This is a genomic window from Prosthecobacter gellanilyticus (assembly GCF_007992435.1).
Lineage (GTDB): Bacteria > Verrucomicrobiota > Verrucomicrobiia > Verrucomicrobiales > Verrucomicrobiaceae > Prosthecobacter > Prosthecobacter gellanilyticus.
The window spans coordinates 31,617-49,006 of record NZ_BKAG01000047.1 but is presented as its reverse complement, the minus strand read 5'-3'; the positions used below and the strand labels follow the sequence as shown (position 1 = coordinate 49,006).

Sequence of the window (17,390 nt, the reverse complement as noted above, 5' to 3'; positions counted from 1 at the left end):
CATTGTTCCCGGTTCCCGGTTGGTTCAACTGCGAACTGTGAACCGGGAACGGCGAACGGGTCATAACTTATGTCCGAGTTTCTTCTTCTTGGTTTCGAGATACTTTTGGTTATGCGGATTCGGCTCGGAGATGATGGGCACCTGCTCCACGATCTCCAGCTTGTGGCCGTCGAGGCCCACAATCTTGCGGGGGTTGTTGGTGATGAGGCGGATCTGCCGCACGCCGAGATCGTAGATGATCTGCGCGCCGATGCCGTAGTCCCGCAGGTCCATGCCGAAGCCGAGCTTCAGGTTGGCTTCCACGGTATCGAGACCTTCCTCCTGGAGCTTGTAGGCCTGAATCTTGCCATGCAGGCCGATGCCGCGCCCCTCATGGCCGCGCATGTAGATGATGATACCGCGCCCCTCCTCCGAGACCTTGCGCATGGCAGCATGGAGCTGGCTGCCGCAGTCACAGCGGCGGGAAGTAAAGATGTCGCCTGTGAGGCATTCGCTATGCACACGCACGAGCGTAGGCTTCTTCGGATCGATCTCGCCCATCACAAGGGCGATGTGATGCACGCCGTCCAAGCTGCTGCGGTAGAGGTGCAGCTTGAACTCACCAAAGTCCGTCGGCATGTCCACGACCTCGAGCTTCTCCACCAGCCTTTCACTGCGGCGGCGATACTCGATGAGATCGGCGATGGAGCCGATCTTGAGGTTGTGCTTCTTGGCGAACTTTTTGAGGTCGGGCATCCGGGCCATGGTGCCGTCCGGATTCATGATCTCGATCAGCACACCAGCCTCGCGCAGTCCAGCCAGACGGCAGAGATCCACCGAGGCCTCCGTGTGACCGGCACGACGCAGCACGCCACCGGGCTTGGCCACCAGGGGATTGATATGCCCCGGCTGAACGAAGTCCGCCGAGGTGCTCTTCGGGTCAGCGAGCAGGTTGATGGTGCGCGCACGATCTGCCGCGCTGATGCCGGTGGTGATGCCTTCCGCGGCATCCACGGTCACCGTGAAGTCCGTGCGAAAAGCCTCGCGGTTCTCCGGCACCATGCTTTCCAGATTCAGCTGCTGGGCGATCTGCAGGCTGACCGGCACGCAGAGCATGCCGCCGCCTTCGCGGACCATGAAGTTCACCATCTCAGGTGTGGCCTTCTCTGCGGCACAGATGAGGTCGCCCTCGTTCTCGCGGTCCTCGTCATCCGTCACGATCACCATTTTTCCGGCGCCAATGTCCGCGATGATCGCTTCCGCAGGATGGCAAACGTGGGATTTCTTGGCTGGCATGGGGGAGGCTGGGAAAGAACCGTGCCCAGGCGTGATCACGACACGCCCAGACCTTCGGGGATCGTGAGGTTAGAGCCTGATTCGGGTATTTCCAGGGAGATTTGAGGGCAAAAGCTCCTCTTTGACCCTCATTTCAGTTTCTCCACGCCCGCGCTGGCGTGCAGGGCCTTCAGCTCGACGTCGCTCAGCGCACGATTGAACACTGCCAGACCACCGAATTTGCCGATGGTGACCTCGCCACGCTCTAAGGTACAGTCACCTGCAGACGCATCATCCGCGGAGAGTTGCCGATCGAGGGCACGAGATCGCCCACCTGGAGGGTGGAAGTGCTGCCGCCATCGCTTTGCACGATGTGGGATTGGGACAATCCTTCATCCGCCACCCATGTCCATCCGCCGGCGTGCACGTTCGTCGCCACGTCGGTCCAAGTGGTCAGGTTGGAGCTGGCTTGCACGGTATAAGTCACATCACCGGGCACCGGCTTGGGGAGGGTGAAACGGATCGCCAGACGGTCATTGAGCAAGGGATCGGTCGAACCCATCACGGCCCCCGTCAGAGCAGGGGGATTCGCGGCCACGAGCGGATTGAGGCCAAGCGCATACTTCATGAGGTTCGGGATTCCGTCCCCAGCATAGGAGGCGGTGTCTGCCATGTTTCCGCTGGTCGCAAGGGTTCCGAAATGGGTGAGACGCCAATCGGGGAGTCCAGCCAGTTGGGTCACGGTCACTCTGTAGGTCTGCATGGTGATGCCGTCCTGCGCGATCACGTCGAGGGTGATGGTGTTGCTGCCGGGATAGACGTAGATTTCTGGGCTCGCGTTTCCGGAGGTCAGCCGATCATAATCTTCAATACCCCAACTGATCCATCCGGAGGCATTGCTGTCCGTCGTCGTGGGGGTGACGGTGATGGGGTTCGCCGAACTGGTGACATTCGCGGTGTATTCCAGGGTACCGCTGGCGAAGACAGGACTCAGAGTGCCGCTGCTCAACACGAGACTGGAGAGCGTGGCCACATTGTTGAGAGTGGTGAAGGTCGAAGCCGGGCTGGTGTAAGTGGTGCCCACACTATTGGTCGCGTAGGCGGCAAAGGAATACTGAACATGAGGAGCCAATCCGGTGGCATCCACCGTGAACACGCCGGAAGTGCCGGTTCCGGTGACATTGGTCACGCCGGTGCCGCCAATCTGAGGGCTGGCATTGGTCGAAGTCACCGAGTACACCACGCCGAGCGCCGTGACTGTGGCCCCGCCATTGGTGATGACCCTGCCGCCGAGGGTGGCGCTCGTGGAAGTGATGTCGGCACTGGTGGGAGTGGTCACCACCGGAGCCACGGCAATGACGGTGGCGACTTGTACAGCGACGCCGCTGGTCCAGCCGTCCGTGCTGACCACGGCGTTCAAGGGGCCAACCGTCAGGCCGGTGAGCCCGGTGACAGTGAGCGAGGTGGAGGTGGCCAAGGTGACCACGCCTGAACCTGACGGGGTGAAGGCCACCGTATTGTGGCTGCCCTGCCAGTCGAAGCCTGTGCCATGGATGACCATGCTAGTGGCGGTGACCGCCAGGTTTGCGGTGCTGGCGGTGACGGTGGGGGGCGCAAGGTCCAAGGCCGCGAGGTAAGGTGCAAAGGTGTTGGCTCCCACAAAGCCAAACCCTCCCCCGGCATAGAGCATCGAGCCGCTCAATGCCAGTGCATGGACGCGGGAGTTCGTCCCCGAGCCCAGGGCCGACCAGGCACTGCCCTCCCATTTCGCGATGCGGTTGGCAGGAGCCCCACCCGCCGTGGTGAAATTTCCCGCCGCGTAAAGTGTCGTGCCGCTCACCGCCAGCGCCCAGACTTGATCATTCATCCCCTGGCCGAGGGGCGCCCAGGTACTGCCGTTCCATTGGGCGATGTAGTTGGCCGGCACACCATTGGCCGTGGTGAAATATCCCGCGGCGTAGAGTGTCGTGCCGATCACCGCCAGCGCATCGACATGGCGGTCCATTCCCGAGCCGAGGGCCGTCCAGGTGCTGCCGTCCCATTTCGCGACGGAGCCGGCCGGCACCGAGAACTGCGTGCCGAACCATCCCCCAGCGTAGAGAGTGGTGCCGCTGACCGCCAGCGCATTGACTTGCATGCCGTAGTCGACCGGGCCTGTGCCGAGGCCCGCGCCGAGGGCCGACCAGGCACTGCCGTCCCATTTCGCGATGCGGTTGACGGTGATCCCGCCTGCCGTGGTAAAAGGCCCCCCGGCGTAGAGCGTGCTGCCGCTCATGGCCAGCGCATTGACTTGGGCGTTCATCCCCGAGCCGAGGGCCGACCAAGTGCCGGTGCTGATGTCCCATCGCGCAATGTGGCTCGCCGACGCCCCCCCCGCCGTGGTGATGATTCCCCCGGCGTAAAGCGTCGTGCCGTCAATCGCCAGCGCGAGGACCTGACCGTAGATCCCCGAGCCGAGCGCCGACCAGCCGGTCCCGTCCCATTGCGCGATGGCACTGGCCGACACCGAGCCCGCCGCAGTGAAAGCACCCCCGGCGTAGAGCTTCGTGTCGCTCACCGCCAGCGCCGTGACTTGGGCGTTTATCCCTGCCCCGAACCCCGACCAAGTGCCGGTGCTATCTTCCCATTTCGCGAGGCCGCGGGACTCAATCCCTCCTGCCGAGGTGAATTCTCCCCCGACGTAAAGCGCCGTGCCACTGACCGCCAACGCATTGACATTCGGGCTGTTGCCCGCCGTGCCCGAGCCGAGGGCCGACCAAGTGCCGGTGCTGGCGTCCCATTTCGCGATGCGGTGGACCGCCGACGGGCCATTTCCCCCCGCGTAGAGCGTCGTGCCGCTCAGCGCCAGTGCTTTGACTCCGTTGCCCGTGGCCATCTGCGAGCCCATCGCCGACCAAGTGCTGGTGGCGATGTCCCACTGCGCGACGTTGCCGGCGAAGATCCCGCCCGCTGTGCCGAAAACTCCCCCGGCATAGACCGTCGTGTCGTTCACAGCAAGCGCTGCTACGCCGAGGTTCTGATTGTTGATCCCAGAGCCGAGGGCGGACCAAGTGCTGGTGCTGGTGTCCCATAGCGCGATGCTGCTTGCTGGTATCTCAGCACCCGCGAGCACTTTGGTGAAATACCCCCCGACGTAGAGCTTTGTGCCTCGCAACGCCAGCGCACGGATCGGGAGGTTCACCCCCCTGCTACCCGTGGGTCCCGGCGTGCCGAGGCCCGACCAAGTGCCGGTGGCGATGTCCATTTGCGCGATGAAACCGGTGATCCCCGGCAACCCGCCCGTCTGAGAGGCATTTCCCGCAGCGTAGAGCGTCGTGCCATTCACCGCCAGCGCATTGATGTAGCCGTTCAACGTCCCCGCCCCGAGAGACGACCACGCGCTGCCGTCCCATTTCGCCATTCCGTTGACCGGCACACCGCCCGCCATGCTGAAATTTCCCCCGGCGTACAGCGTCGTGCCGCTCACGGCCAGAGAAGTGACTTCGGTGTTAAACACCGGGTTGCTCAACCCTGAGCCGAGGGCCGACCACGAGCTGCCGTTCCATTTCGCGATGTTGGTGGCAAACACCGAGGTGACGATGCCGAATTGACCGGCGATGTAGAGATTGCCACTGCTGTCCATGACAGCCGCATACACGCGACCTCCGACGCCCGGTATGCTGGCGAGGTCGATGCTCACCCAGTTGGCATCGCTAACCGTGGGATCAATGCGCACCGGGTAGGCAGCGTCCGCATCTTCCACGCAAATCGCCAGGCGGTCCGGGGCCAGCACTTGCATCGTGGCGGTGAGTTCCTTGCCATTCGCATCCACCACGCGCAACCGGCTGTAGGCCAGTGCGCGATTTGATCCCTGCAGCGTGAGCTTCGCCCCATACGGAGCAGTCTCCGCCTGCGCGCCAGTCAGAGCCAGATCCACCCGCAACGGGCCCTCACCCGCGGGGCGCTGGGCGACAACGAAATCCTGACGCACGCCGTCGATGCTCACGGAATATTCCTCCGCAAGTACAGCGCGCTCCCACCGCACCACCGAGTCCAGGACGCGTACCGAGCCCGTCAAGGTCAACGCGGATCCCGGCATCTTACCGCGTCCCAGCCCGGTGGCGGCGACTCGAAATCGTTCCCCGGGTGACCCGTCCGCGCTCGAAGTGAGCCAGAGTCCCTCGGGGGTGGCCCTGCCCTCCATCTTCTGAAATCCGCAGGTCAAACGCGCGCCCTCGCCCTCCGCCGTGACGCTCAACGACTTCCCATGATATTGCGCTCCGGCCTTGGCCCCAATTTCATTCCAAGGAATGATGGCGGGAGGGGTCTCAGGCGTTGCCGCGTGAAGAGCAGCGGAGGACAGCAGTGCGGCAAAAGCCAGCGTGCCAACGGAGGACAGGTTTCTCATAGAGTGGATTCGTGATCGCGTTCTTGATGCGATGTTGCTGCGAATCTCAACCCTGCCCCTCAATGCAGCGCTGCGGTGTCACACGGAATGGAAACCCGCAGCTAGCCTTCCCATCCTTGCATAGTGGGGCAATGTCCAGCTGATTCGACAACAGTCTCCACTCCCCGTGTTGACGACAATTCGACCGTGGCCAGCTCTTGGAAAGACTGGGCCGCGCCAAGGGGCGTAGGCTCCAGATCTGGCTCCTAGACCCTTCGCCCGCAATGCAGGTGTCATCCTCTCCAGGGTGGAGGGGCAACTGTCACTACCACTGTGCTGGCCACTCTTAGAGCGCTGGCACATCCAGCCAGCGGCGCTCGGCCCAGCTCTGCAGACCGAGCTCGGCGAGCTGCACGCCTTTGGCACCTTCACGCAGGGTCCAGCGGAAGGGCGTGCCAAGCGCGACGTGCTTGATGAACATCTCCCACTGCACCTTGAAGGCATTGTCGTACTCGGCGGTGTCCGGCACTTCCTGCCAGTGCGCGTAGTGATTGATCGGGGAATCGATGTCTGGATTCCACACGGGCTTCGGCGTGCCAGCGCTCGACTGGAACCAGCATTTGCGCAGGCCAACGAGGGCGGAGCCATGCGTGCCGTCCACCTGCATGGTGAAGAGGTCGTCACGACGCACGCGCACGGTCCAGGAGCTGTTGAACTGGCAGATCACGTTGTCCTTCGTTTCAAAGGTGGCGTAGCAGGAGTCGTCCGTGTCACAGTTATAGGTCTGGCCTTTTTCATCCACACGCTGCGGGATGTGCGTGGCGCCGAGGCAGCTCACGCCAGTGACTTCGCCGAACAAATTATCAATCACGTAGCGCCAGTGGCAGAGCATGTCCACGATGATGCCGCCGCCGTCCTGCTTGCGGTAGTTCCAGGAAGGACGCTGCGCAGGCTGGCCTTCGTGCTCGCCGGTGAAGACCCAGTAACCGAACTCGCCGCGCACACTCAGAATGCGGCCAAAAAAGCCCTGGGACTTCAGCAGCGAGAACTTCCGGATGCCAGGCAGCCAGAGCTTGTCCTGCACCACGCCATTCTTCACACCGGCCTTCTCGCACACATCCGCGAGACGCAGCGCCTCGACGGTTTCCACAGCCGTCGGCTTCTCACAATAGATCGCCTTCCCTGCTGCTGCGGCCATCTCCACAAACTTCGCGCGATAGAGCGTGCCCGAGGCATCAAAGAAGATCGGATAGTTTGGGTCCTTCAGCACCGCATCGAGATCCGTGCTGGTCTTCAGCGGGCCGGTCTTGGCGCAGCTATGCTTGGCAGCCAGCTCCTGGAGCTTGTTCGCATTGCGGCCCGTCAAAATCGGGTCCGGCATGAGCGTCAGATCATCGGAGATGCGGATGCCGCCCTGACGAATGATCGCCAGAATGGAGCGAACGAGGTGCTGGTTCGTGCCCATGCGTCCCGTGACGCCGTTGAGAATGATGCCGATGCGCTGGATGGTCATAAGGTTGGAAAAGGTTAAGACGCGACTAGGCCACAGAGGCCAACGAGCGCAAGTCATAGATCATATATGATCTTGAGCAACCTTTTTCTTCTCTTCCTCGTCGGGCCTCACCTGCGAATCAGGAACACGCCACTTGAACAGCCCCTTCCCTTCCGGCAAAGACGCCCTCCCCTGCCCGTGTTTACGATCCGCTACCCCGCCGACCTGCCCATCACCGCCCGCCGTGAAGACATCCTCGCGGCCATCCGCGGGCATCAGGTGATGGTTCTGGCGGGTGAAACTGGATCCGGAAAGACCACGCAGCTCCCGAAAATGTGCCTGGAGGTTCTTCAAGAACTCTCAGGGTCCTCCCCCCGCCTTGGCCAGATCGGCTGCACCCAGCCCCGCCGAGTCGCCGCCATGTCAGTCTCCAAGCGAGTCGCCGAAGAACTAAATGTGCGCTGGGGCGGCTTGGTGGGCTGCAAGATGCGCTTTGCAGATGACACCAGCCAGGAAACCAAGGTGAAGTTCATGACGGACGGCATCCTGCTGGCGGAGATCCAGAGTGATCCGCTGCTGCGGAACTACTCGATGCTCATCCTCGATGAAGCCCATGAGCGCTCGCTGAACATTGACTTTTTGTTAGGCTACCTGAAGACGCTTTTGCCGAAGCGCCCGGATCTGAAACTGGTCGTCACCTCGGCGACCATCGATACCGAGCTTTTTAGCCGTCATTTCGACGGAGCTCCAATCATTGAGGTCTCAGGCCGTCTTTATCCGGTGGAGATTCGTTATCGCGCTGTCGGCGAGGATGATGAAGATCCGACGCATCTCGATGCTGCCATCCGCGCCACGGAAGATGCGCTGATCGAAACACCGGACGGTGACGTGCTCGTCTTCATGCCGACGGAGCGCGACATCCGCGAATGCCGCGACGCCCTCCAGGGCCGTCTCGGTAACAGCTTTGAAGTGCTGGCGCTTTTTGGCCGCATGGCCTCGAATGAGCAGCAGCGCATCTTTTCACCCGGACCGAAACGCCGCGTGATCATCGCCACAAACGTCGCAGAAACCTCCATCACCGTGCCGCGTATTGCGGCCGTGGTGGACACGGGTCTCGCCCGTCTCAGCCGCTACAATCCACGCACCCGCACGAAGCGCCTGCCGGTGGAGGACATCTCCCAAAGCAGTGCCAACCAGCGCGCGGGTCGCGCAGGTCGTGTGCGCGATGGCTTGTGCATCCGGCTCTTCGCCGAGGATGACTTCAACAAGCGCCCGAAATTCACCCAGCCCGAGATTCAGCGCAGCAACCTCGCCGAGGTTATCCTGCGCATGAAAGCCTTTAAGTTAGGCGAGATCGAGGACTTCCCTTTCCTTCAACCGCCTAGCAGCTCATCTGTGCGTGCCGGTTATGATCTGCTGCATGAGCTCGGTGCCCTCACAGACACGCATCAGATGACCGAACGCGGGCACGAGCTCGCCGCCCTCCCTCTGGATCCCACGCTGGGCCGCATGCTGCTGCAGGCCCGCCATGAAGGCTGCCTGGATGACATGCTCATTCTCGCCGCTGGACTCAGCATTCCTGATCCACGTGACCGCCCAGAGGAGAAGAAAGAGCTCGCCAACGCCGCGCACAAAAGGTTCGCCAGTCCCGAGAGCGACTTCATGACGCTCCTGAAGATCTGGAACGCCTCTCCCGATCCACAGGGCAACGGCAAGAATGCGCTGAGAAAATTCTGCCGCGAAAACTTCATGTCCTTCACCCGCATGACGGAGTGGCGGGATGTCTGGGCGCAGTTGAGGGACACGTTTGGAGAAACGAGACGCGGCCAGAAGGATCAAGGTCCAAGGCCGCCAATGACCAAAGAAGCTCCAAACACTGGCAAGGCTCCGAATGCAGTTCGTGGCCTGGCCGATTTGAATGCTTCGATGGTCATTGAGGCCAAGTCCGCCGCTGCATCCAAGCCAGAGAGGTCGAACGGTTCAGATTTGCTCCACAAGTCCATCCTCGCCGGTCATCTCGGTCAGATCGCGCTGCGTCAGGAGCGCAATATGTACAAGGCGGCCGGCAATCGTGAGGTGACGATTTTCCCAGGCTCGCAGCTCTATGAGCGCCGGGACAAGAACGCGAAGCCTGGCCAGGAAAAGACACGCCAGCCTCTTTGGATGGTGGCGGCGGAAATCGTGCAGACTTCGCAACTCTTCGCGCGCACGGTCGCGGGCATCAATCCCGAATGGGCCGTAGAACTGGGTGAGCATCTGCTCGAGCGCAAATACGCCGAGCCGCACTGGAGTGCGAAGGCAGGCCGCGTGCTCGTCAATGAGCGCCTCATTCTCCATGGGCTGGAGATCATGCGCCGGAAGATCGACTTCGGGAAAATCGATCCTCTCGGTGCCACGCATATCTTTATTCGTGGAGCCCTTTTGGAAGAAGGCGCCTATGTGCCGCAGCGCTTCTTTGAGCTTAACCAAAAGCTTCGTGCTCGGCTCGAGGCCGCGCTGACCCGTGTACGCAGCTCACGCGTGTATGCCATCGAGGAAAAGCTCTTCGAGTTTTATCGCGTGAAGCTTCACGGGCTCTCACTCTCCTCAGTTCATGACCTGAACAAACTGGTGAACGAGCGCATCAAGACGGAGCCAAACTTCCTCGTCGCCCGTGAGGAAGATCTCACCGGAGGTGATGACCTCAGCGCGGACCTTCAGCAGTTCCCGGATCAGGCCCAGGTGCAAAACAGCGTGCTACCGATCGCCTACGCCTACAAGCCCGGCCAGGAAGATGATGGCGTGACCGTGCAGGTTCCCCTGCCCGTCGCCAGCCAGATCACGGATGCGGAAGTACTGTGGCTCGTGCCCGGGCTGCGCGAAGAACTGATCATCACGCTGCTACGCGCTTTGCCGAAGCAGAAGCGCACGGTCTTCATGCCGCTGGAAAACTCGGCCAAGAGGATCATCCGCGAGTTCAAGCCGAAGCGTGGCAACTTCCTCGACGCTCTCGCCGAGCACCTGCAGTTCATCTTCCGCGCCGACATCAAAGTCAGCGACTGGCCCGCCGACTGCATCCCCCCGCATCTTCGTCCGCGATTAGAAGTCATGGCCAAGGACAACAAGGCCATGCTCTCCAGCCGTGACCTGAACGAGGTGCAGAGCAAGATCAAGAAGGAGGCCCCTAAGTCCAATGCCTGGGCCAAGGCCGTGCAACAGCATGAGCGCTATGGTGTCACCGGCTGGACCTTTGGCGACCTGCCGCAGACACTCATTGTTGAGGAAATCGCCGGAGCCCCAGTGCTGGCCTACCCAGGTTTGAGTTTGCGCGAAGGTCGCGAGGTCGATGTGCGCCTTTACCGCACACCTGATGAAGCCCTGCGCGCCTCACCGGCTGCCATCCGGAAACTTGCCGAGATGGCGCTCGGGAAGGACATCGCCTGGCTGGAGAAGGAGCTGCGGGGCATGGACAATGGCCGAGTGATCCCTGCGATCAAAGGTTTCTCCGCTCTGGATGCCATCGCCACCAAACCAGCGCCAGCAGGCACGGTTCCGCCTCTCTCCCAACAGGCCCATGAACATATTTTGGCCCATGCCCTGCGCCTGGATCCCGTGCTGCCGCTGAACCAAAAGCGTTTCAACACGATGTGTGAGAATGCGAAGCGTGATTTCCCGCTGCTAGCGCATCGTGTACGTGATCTGCTGAAAAGCTGCGAGGATCTGAAAACCAAGATCATCGCCGCGAAGCATCGTTATCCAGGCCTGGATCAGGATCTCGCTCGTCTGCTGCCACCGAATGTGCTGCTGGTCACGCCACATGCACAGCTTCAGCACCTGCCACGTTACTTGAAAGCCATTCAAGTGCGTGCTGAGCGCGCCACGCTGAACGCCACCAAGGACAAGGACAAAGCACTCGCCGTTTCCGACTTTGCCGACTGGCAGCGTGAAGTCAGCGAAGCCAATCACGAGGTCTTCCGCTGGGCATATGAAGAGTATCGCGTCTCCATCTTCGCCCAGGAACTCGGCACCGCGCAGCCCGTGAGCATCAAAAGGCTGGAGGCGCTGTTGGGCTAACCAGCCCCGAAGTCGCGAAGCGTCGTGGAGTGCAGTGGGAAGCGCTCAAGCGCGACACCGCTGTGTGCGCAGAAATGTCATTGTTGTTAGATGGCGAGGCGTGCGCACGGGAGCGGTGTCGACGATGCAAGGGTGCCCTTGCATCTCTGCCCCCGCACTCCGGGACGCTACCGCGACTTTGTGCGTGCCATATCAAAGAGTCTCAGTCCCAGTTCTCAGCTACTCTGAAGAACGTGCAGAAGAGCAGAACTGCGCCGATAGCCCAGCCAGCAATCCAAACTCGTCCATTAAGGAGCAGGATCAGATCTAGGGTCAGAATACCCAAAGATAACAAATACTTGGAGCGCCGACTCATGTCGGCCCACCACTCAATGAAACTCTGAAGCATCCACGAAGATTGGAGAGGTGCCTGAACTCAGGCCATTCCAAAAATCACGCCGCTTTCTTCGCCTTCTTGACGACCTTCTTGGCCTTCACGGGCTTGTCGAGTTCCTTCAGTTCTTTCTGCAGGATCTTGGCGCGCGCTTCGAGCTCGGCGATCTTCTTTTCCTTCTCCTTCCGCTTCTCGAGGATGCGGCCGAGCTTCTTCCAATGCTTGCGGTCGACGATGTAACCGACGCAGTTGGAATTGCCGCAGCGGCAGGGATGGTCTTCCCAGGTTTCGAGATCGAAGCCGTAGTTGTAGGTCAGTTCCTCGCCCTTTTTGATCTCGCGCAGCGAGTAGATCCAGATCTCACCTTTGATGATGTAGGCCTCGCAGTTGGCATTGCAGGAATGATTGATGAGGCGGGCCGGATTGCCTGGGAAGCCACCATCGATGTCATGACGGCTGTTCAGCGTGAAGATGTAGACAGCGGCGCAGCCGGTCTTCTTGGCCTTCTCTTCGAGGGCCAGACCACGGCGCTTGCTCTCGCCCTTGGTGATCTTTTCGCCAACGTACTGAATGATGGGCACATCGTTCGGGACGTCCACACGGGCGAAGATGCCGCGGTTGTGAATGGCGGAGCCGCGGACGACCCAGTATTTTTTCTCAGGAGCTTTAGGCATGGGGGAGATGAGAGCGGATGTCATGCCGCCGCCAGCCATAAAGTCAAAGACAGCCTCGGAATTTCACATGCAGGATGCCGCCTCGGCCCTTGACCCGCCCGCCACCCCTGCGCCAGACTCGCCGCTCGTTCCTCAACACAACCCGAACCCCAAACCAACCCAGACCCCCTTTTGTCTATGAGCCGGAAAATTCGTTATGGCATGGTCGGCGGCGGACGTGGCGCTTTCATCGGCGCTGTGCATCGCATCGCGGCCGCGATTGATCAGCAGATCGAACTCGTCTGCGGCGCCTTCTCCTCCGACCCCGAGAAGTCGAAAGCCAGCGGCGCGGATTTCTTCCTGCCTCCGGACCGCTGCTACGGCAGCTTTGAGGAGATGATCAAGGCCGAGGCCGCCCTGCCAGCCGACCAGCGCATGGACTTCATCGCCATCGTCACGCCGAACCACATGCACTTCCCGCCGGCTAAGATGGCCCTGGAGCATGGCTTCCACGTGCTGAGCGACAAGCCCGCCACTCTGAATCTGAAGGAGTCCAAAGAACTGGCCGCCATCGTGAAGAAGACCGGCCTCATCTACGGCCTGACGCATAACTACACCGGCTATCCGATGGTGAAGCAGGCACGCGACATGATCAAGGAAGGCAAGCTGGGCAAGATCCGCAAGGTGGTGGTGGAATACCCTCAGGGCTGGCTGGCCACACGTCTCGAGGAGAGCGGCCAGAAGCAGGCTGCCTGGCGCACCGATCCGAAGAAAAGCGGCGCCGGTGGCTGCGTGGGTGATATCGGCACGCATGCCGAGAACCTGGCCGAGTACATCACCGGTCTGAAGATCAAGGAACTCGCCGCGGACATCACCGCCTTCGTGAAAGGCCGCAAGCTTGATGACGATGCCAACGTGCTCCTCCGCTTCCAGGGCGGTGCCAAGGGCGTGCTGCACAGCTCCCAGATCAGTGTGGGTGAGGAGAACAACCTCAACATCCGCGTGTATGGCGAGATCGGCGGCATCGAGTGGCACCAGAAGGAGCCAAACACCCTGCTCGTGAAATGGCTAGACCAGCCGATGCAGGTCTACCGCACCGCCAATGGCTACCTCAGCAAGAGCGCCCTGGCCGCAGGCCGCACACCTCCGGCGCATCCAGAAGGTTACCTCGAGGCCTTCGCGAACATCTACAAGAACTTCGCCAACGCCATCCGCGCCCGCATCAGCAAGACCAAGCTGGCCAAGGACGATCCCGCGAACGACTTCCCGAAAATCGAAGATGGTGTGCGTGGCATGGCCTTCATCGAAGCCGTCGTCGCTTCCTCCAAGAAGAATGCGGCCTGGACCAAGCTGGATGCTTGATCCTGCCTTGAACTGACTCATTCAACATGACCGGCGAACTCGAAAGGGTTCGCCGGTTTTGCGTTTGGGGAACGGGGGATGATTAACCGCATGAGACGCTGATAGGACGCTAATAAAAAACCATTTTGGTTTGGGTATTAGCGTTCAATCAGCGTCCTATCAGCGGTTAAAGAGGTTTGGTGATTGGAAATGGCATTGTGTGCGAGAAGGCTGCCCAAGAGCCGTTTGTTTGATCACCATGCGCCGCTTTGCTTTTCTGCTCTCCCTTCTCGCCACGACCTTGACCTTGTCTGCGGAGGATCTGCATCCGGCAGCGGATGCGGCGGGCTTTGTGCCGCTTTTCAATGGCAAGGATCTCACCGGCTGGCAGACCACCGGGAACTGGGTCGTCGATACCGATGGCAGCATCACGCTGCATCCGCGTGAGGGCGAAAAGGGCTGGCAGCGCTACAGCGCCTACCTTTCCACCGTGAAGAAGTATGGTGACTTCGTGCTCGACCTGGAATTCAAGATCAATGCCAAGGGGAACTCCGGTGTCTTCATGCGCGTGGGTGATCTGAAGGATCATGTGAAGAGCGGCTTTGAGGTGCAGGTGCTGGACACCTATGGCCTGGAGAAGCCCGGGCATCATGACTGCGGCGGCATTGTGCATGGCACTGGCCCGTCCAAGAACATGGTGAAACCCGCAGGCGAGTGGAACCGCTACACGATCACCGTCAAAGGCCGTCAGGTCACGGTCGTCTTCAATGGCGAGAAGGTCATCGATGCCTCTCTCGATGACATCAAGATGGCCGACCGGCCTAACGAAGGTTACATCGCCTTCCAGGACGAGGCGCTGCCGATCTGGTATCGGAATGTGCGGATCAAGGAACTGAAGTAGTAGCAGGTGTGGCTTGCCACGCTTTTGGACACTCGCTAGCCTCCGGCTCGTGACTGCTCCCGCCTCCACCCCGGTCCCGACACTGGCTGACATCCGCGCCGCAGCGGTTCGCATTGCGCCTCTGGTTCATCGCACACCCGTGCTCACCAGCACCAGCTTGGACGTGCTCTGCGGTGCGAGGATCTTTTTCAAGTGCGAGAACTTCCAGCGCACTGGTTCCTTCAAGATCCGTGGGGCCAGCAATGCCATCATGAGCCTGACGGATGAGCAGGCGGCGTGCGGTGTGGTCACCCATTCCTCGGGCAATCATGCCTCTGCGGTGGCCTGCGCGGCCCGGCATCGTGGTGTGCCTTCCTTCATCGTGGTGCCTGAAAACGCACCACAGGCCAAGATCGACACGGCGGCTGGCTTTGGTGGTGTGATCAGCCTTTGCAAGCCGACCCTGGAAGCGCGCCAGGAAATGGTGGATGACATTCAGGAGCGTACCGGTGCCGCCATGGTGCATCCCTATGACAACAATGATGTCATCGCGGGACAAGGCACAGCAGCCCTGGAACTGGTGGAGGAGATCACCGGGCTGGAGATCGTCTCAGCGCCGGTCAGTGGCGGAGGATTGCTCTCCGGCACGGCCATCGCCGCCACCTCGCTACGGCCAGCCATCCGGGTCGTGGGAGCAGAGCCGGTGAATGCAGACGATGCTTACCGCTCCATCCGCGCGGGCAGCATTCAGCCGTTGCTGCATTCAAACACCATCGCCGATGGTTTGCGCGCGGCGCTGTGCCCCCGCACATTTGACATCATTCGCTCGCGCGTGACAAACATCCTGACGGTGGACGAAGAAACCATCATCGAGGCCATGAAGCTCATCTGGCGCTACCTGAAGATCGTGGTTGAGCCATCAGGCGCAGTTCCTTTGGCCATGGTCCTGGCGCATCGCGAACGCTTCGCTGGGCGTCATGTCGGTCTCATTCTCACGGGCGGAAACCTCGACCTCGACAAACTTCCATGGCAACACTGAACCTCGACGGCGCCACCTTTGAATCCGTCCATGTCCCGACGGAAAGAACCAACATCCTGTTAGTTAAAGCGGCAGGCGGCTTTGTCGGCTGCGGCTACTTTGACATCGCGGTGGCGAATCGTGTGGGAGATGCCGTGGCCATCGTCACAGGCGTGAAGACCATTGATGACCTGCTCGCGGCCCCCATCGTCCGGCTCAGTGATCGCGCTCGTGAAGCCGGTGTGACCGAGGGCATGAGCGGGCGTGATGCCCTGCTGCTTTTGCAGACAGCGGGCCAGTGACTGAGCTTGGTCTACAACGTGACAGTGCAGCTCATCACCATAGTGATGGCCGTTGCCCCCAAGCGCCTTCTCTTAGCCGCGTAGCGGCGACCGGTGGATAGCCGTGTGCGAGCCTTAGCGAGCCCACGGACCATCACACCAACGTCCACCTTCTGGATATCAGCCGCGTAGCGGCGACCTCTGACCAGATTCGTACTCCCCCAATAGGCCGACGCCATCGTGTCCACAGGTGTCGCCACTACGTGGCTCCGATTGGAGGCTGCGTGCGTTGCTTTTTTCCGTGGGCTCGCTGCGCTCTCCCACGGCTATTGACCGAGTCGCCGCTACGCGGCTGCACCTCTGTTCCGGACTCACTCGAAAGTCGTAACTCGTGAGTAAAGCTCAAGGCGTGTCCTTCAGTTCCATCAGCAAAGCCATCATCTCCTGCGCGGCTGCAGATGCCACGAGCTTCAGCGTGGCGCGGTCGGTGTTGTCACCGATCTCATAAGTGATCCCGGGAATGACGAAGGTTTTGTGGGCCCAGTAGGCGGAGGTGACGGTCTTGGGGGTGTGTGAGGCTTCGCGATTCACCTTGTAGGTCGGTACGCGCTTTTGCAGGCGATCCAGCCAGGTCGCAGCGAACATGGGAGGATTCGCAGGAGCATCATCAGGAGGCGTGTAAAACACATCGTTGAAGGTGGAGTGGAAATCGAGGTGCAGAAAGATGCGGCCCTTGTCCTTCAGCGCGCTGATTTGCTCCGACGCCGCCTTCGTTTCCGGCTGCACAAAGGGACCCCAGTCGCGGTTCAGATCCACATGCCCCAGGTTATGCCGCCAGTGGCCGGCATCCACGCCATCCGGATTCATGAGAGGGATCACAAGCACATGGAACTCGTCGCGAAACTTGCGCGCCATTTCTGAATCACCGGCGAGCTCCTCAATGAAGCGCATGAGCGCCAATGAGCCTGTGGTCTCGGGCGGATGCTGGCGGCCAATGATAGAGACATGGCGCTTCGCGTCCGCTTTGCCGATGTCCAGCTTCCACAGAGCCGTGCCACGGATAGACTTGCCGAATTCACTCATCGTCACAAAGGGCAGGCGCTCCAGTGTGCGGCCCCAGGCTTTCATCTCAGCCGTGGAAACCGGCTCCTGGGCGGCGACCCACAAGGGGTTCGGGCCGACTTCGAGTTTGAGAGTGCACTCGTGTTCCTGCGGACCTTCGGTGAAGGCTTCCTCGGGAAGCATGACCCACTGATTGCCATCTGTGCTGATTTTTGGGCGATAGCGTAAGGTGCCGCCGATACAGCGGAGATGCGCCACGATGGAGGTTTCCTTGGTGGCGGTGACCTTGAAGGCAAACCAGGGGCTGTTGTTCACCGGCAGGTCTTCCGGGCGCACGGCCAGGTCGTATTCGCCTTGGGCGAGGCGCTTGCATTCCGTGAGGCGAGCCCTGGGGAAGTCGGCACTGAAGGTCACCCCTTCCTCGCTGAAAGACCACTGCTGCGGCTTTTCCGCTTCCTGACGTCGACAGGAGACCGCCATGAGCAGGCAGGCAAGGGTGAGCAGAACGGAGCGGGCGGCTGGGGGGAGCATCCGCATATTCCATCCTAGGACCCGCCGGTCGGCAAGGCCATTGTCGTCCCTCCATTCAGCTTCTCCCTGAAACTTGTGGCCGCGCG

Annotated in this window: 10 protein-coding genes; 5 read left to right on the top strand and 5 right to left on the bottom strand. The window is 60.9% G+C overall.

Annotated features, from left to right (window positions below; all coding sequences use genetic code 11):
• Positions 1-60: 60 nt before the first annotated feature.
• The 3 genes from BGE01nite_RS23160 to BGE01nite_RS23150 all read right to left on the bottom strand — a co-directional run bounded on the left by BGE01nite_RS23160 (position 61) and on the right by BGE01nite_RS23150 (position 7,133).
• Positions 61-1,275, bottom strand: a complete 1,215-nt coding sequence (locus BGE01nite_RS23160; protein ID WP_146854192.1) for a bifunctional 3,4-dihydroxy-2-butanone-4-phosphate synthase/GTP cyclohydrolase II — start codon at positions 1,273-1,275, stop codon at positions 61-63.
• Positions 1,276-1,519: 244 nt separating this feature from the next.
• Positions 1,520-5,641 (bottom strand): beta strand repeat-containing protein, encoded by a 4,122-nt coding sequence (locus BGE01nite_RS23155; RefSeq protein ID WP_146854190.1) that lies wholly within the window; start codon positions 5,639-5,641, stop codon positions 1,520-1,522.
• A 325-nt stretch (positions 5,642-5,966) separates the two neighbouring features.
• Positions 5,967-7,133 carry a Gfo/Idh/MocA family protein gene (locus tag BGE01nite_RS23150; RefSeq protein ID WP_146854188.1) on the bottom strand — a complete coding sequence of 389 codons (1,167 nt, stop codon included), beginning with the start codon at positions 7,131-7,133 and terminating at the stop codon, positions 5,967-5,969.
• A 177-nt stretch (positions 7,134-7,310) separates the two neighbouring features.
• Here BGE01nite_RS23150 and hrpA point away from each other — a divergent pair, with 177 nt between their 5' ends.
• On the top strand, positions 7,311-11,165 hold the full coding sequence (gene hrpA, locus BGE01nite_RS23145; protein ID WP_146854186.1) for an ATP-dependent RNA helicase HrpA: 3,855 nt from the start codon (positions 7,311-7,313) through the stop codon (positions 11,163-11,165).
• Between the two features lie 432 nt (positions 11,166-11,597).
• On the opposite strand, the gene BGE01nite_RS23140 is transcribed toward hrpA, so the two are convergent.
• On the bottom strand, positions 11,598-12,236 hold the full coding sequence (locus tag BGE01nite_RS23140; protein WP_218033077.1) for an SET domain-containing protein: 639 nt from the start codon (positions 12,234-12,236) through the stop codon (positions 11,598-11,600).
• Positions 12,237-12,389: 153 nt separating this feature from the next.
• Here BGE01nite_RS23140 and BGE01nite_RS23135 point away from each other — a divergent pair, with 153 nt between their 5' ends.
• The 4 genes from BGE01nite_RS23135 (at position 12,390) to BGE01nite_RS23120 (ending at position 15,732) form a co-directional block, all read left to right on the top strand.
• Positions 12,390-13,553: a Gfo/Idh/MocA family protein gene (locus BGE01nite_RS23135; RefSeq protein ID WP_218033076.1), complete on the top strand. Its 1,164-nt coding sequence runs from the start codon at positions 12,390-12,392 to the stop codon at positions 13,551-13,553.
• Between the two features lie 238 nt (positions 13,554-13,791).
• A complete protein-coding gene (locus BGE01nite_RS23130; RefSeq protein WP_146854184.1) occupies positions 13,792-14,433 on the top strand; it encodes a 3-keto-disaccharide hydrolase in 642 nt (213 codons plus the stop codon).
• A 49-nt stretch (positions 14,434-14,482) separates the two neighbouring features.
• Positions 14,483-15,451 carry a pyridoxal-phosphate dependent enzyme gene (locus tag BGE01nite_RS23125; RefSeq protein WP_146854182.1) on the top strand — a complete coding sequence of 323 codons (969 nt, stop codon included), beginning with the start codon at positions 14,483-14,485 and terminating at the stop codon, positions 15,449-15,451.
• Positions 15,439-15,732 (top strand): YunC family protein, encoded by a 294-nt coding sequence (locus BGE01nite_RS23120; RefSeq protein WP_146854180.1) that lies wholly within the window; start codon positions 15,439-15,441, stop codon positions 15,730-15,732. The genes BGE01nite_RS23125 and BGE01nite_RS23120 overlap by 13 nt, the downstream gene beginning before the upstream one ends.
• Before the next feature lie 381 nt (positions 15,733-16,113).
• On the opposite strand, the gene BGE01nite_RS23115 is transcribed toward BGE01nite_RS23120, so the two are convergent.
• Positions 16,114-17,304: a M14 family metallopeptidase gene (locus BGE01nite_RS23115; protein WP_170266998.1), complete on the bottom strand. Its 1,191-nt coding sequence runs from the start codon at positions 17,302-17,304 to the stop codon at positions 16,114-16,116.
• Between the last annotated feature and the right edge of the window lie 86 nt (positions 17,305-17,390).

Bases quoted from the DNA above. Each gene is read 5' to 3' on its own strand.
- BGE01nite_RS23130 (WP_146854184.1), top strand. From the start codon at position 13,792: ATGCGCCGCTTTGCTTTTCTGCTCTCCCTTCTCGCCACGACCTTGACC.
- BGE01nite_RS23135 (WP_218033076.1), top strand. From the start codon at position 12,390: ATGAGCCGGAAAATTCGTTATGGCATGGTCGGCGGCGGACGTGGCGCT.
- BGE01nite_RS23150 (WP_146854188.1), bottom strand. From the start codon at position 7,133: ATGACCATCCAGCGCATCGGCATCATTCTCAACGGCGTCACGGGACGC.
- BGE01nite_RS23115 (WP_170266998.1), bottom strand. From the start codon at position 17,304: ATGCTCCCCCCAGCCGCCCGCTCCGTTCTGCTCACCCTTGCCTGCCTG.
- BGE01nite_RS23160 (WP_146854192.1), bottom strand. From the start codon at position 1,275: ATGCCAGCCAAGAAATCCCACGTTTGCCATCCTGCGGAAGCGATCATC.
- BGE01nite_RS23155 (WP_146854190.1), bottom strand. From the start codon at position 5,641: ATGAGAAACCTGTCCTCCGTTGGCACGCTGGCTTTTGCCGCACTGCTG.
- BGE01nite_RS23140 (WP_218033077.1), bottom strand. From the start codon at position 12,236: ATGACATCCGCTCTCATCTCCCCCATGCCTAAAGCTCCTGAGAAAAAA.
- BGE01nite_RS23120 (WP_146854180.1), top strand. From the start codon at position 15,439: ATGGCAACACTGAACCTCGACGGCGCCACCTTTGAATCCGTCCATGTC.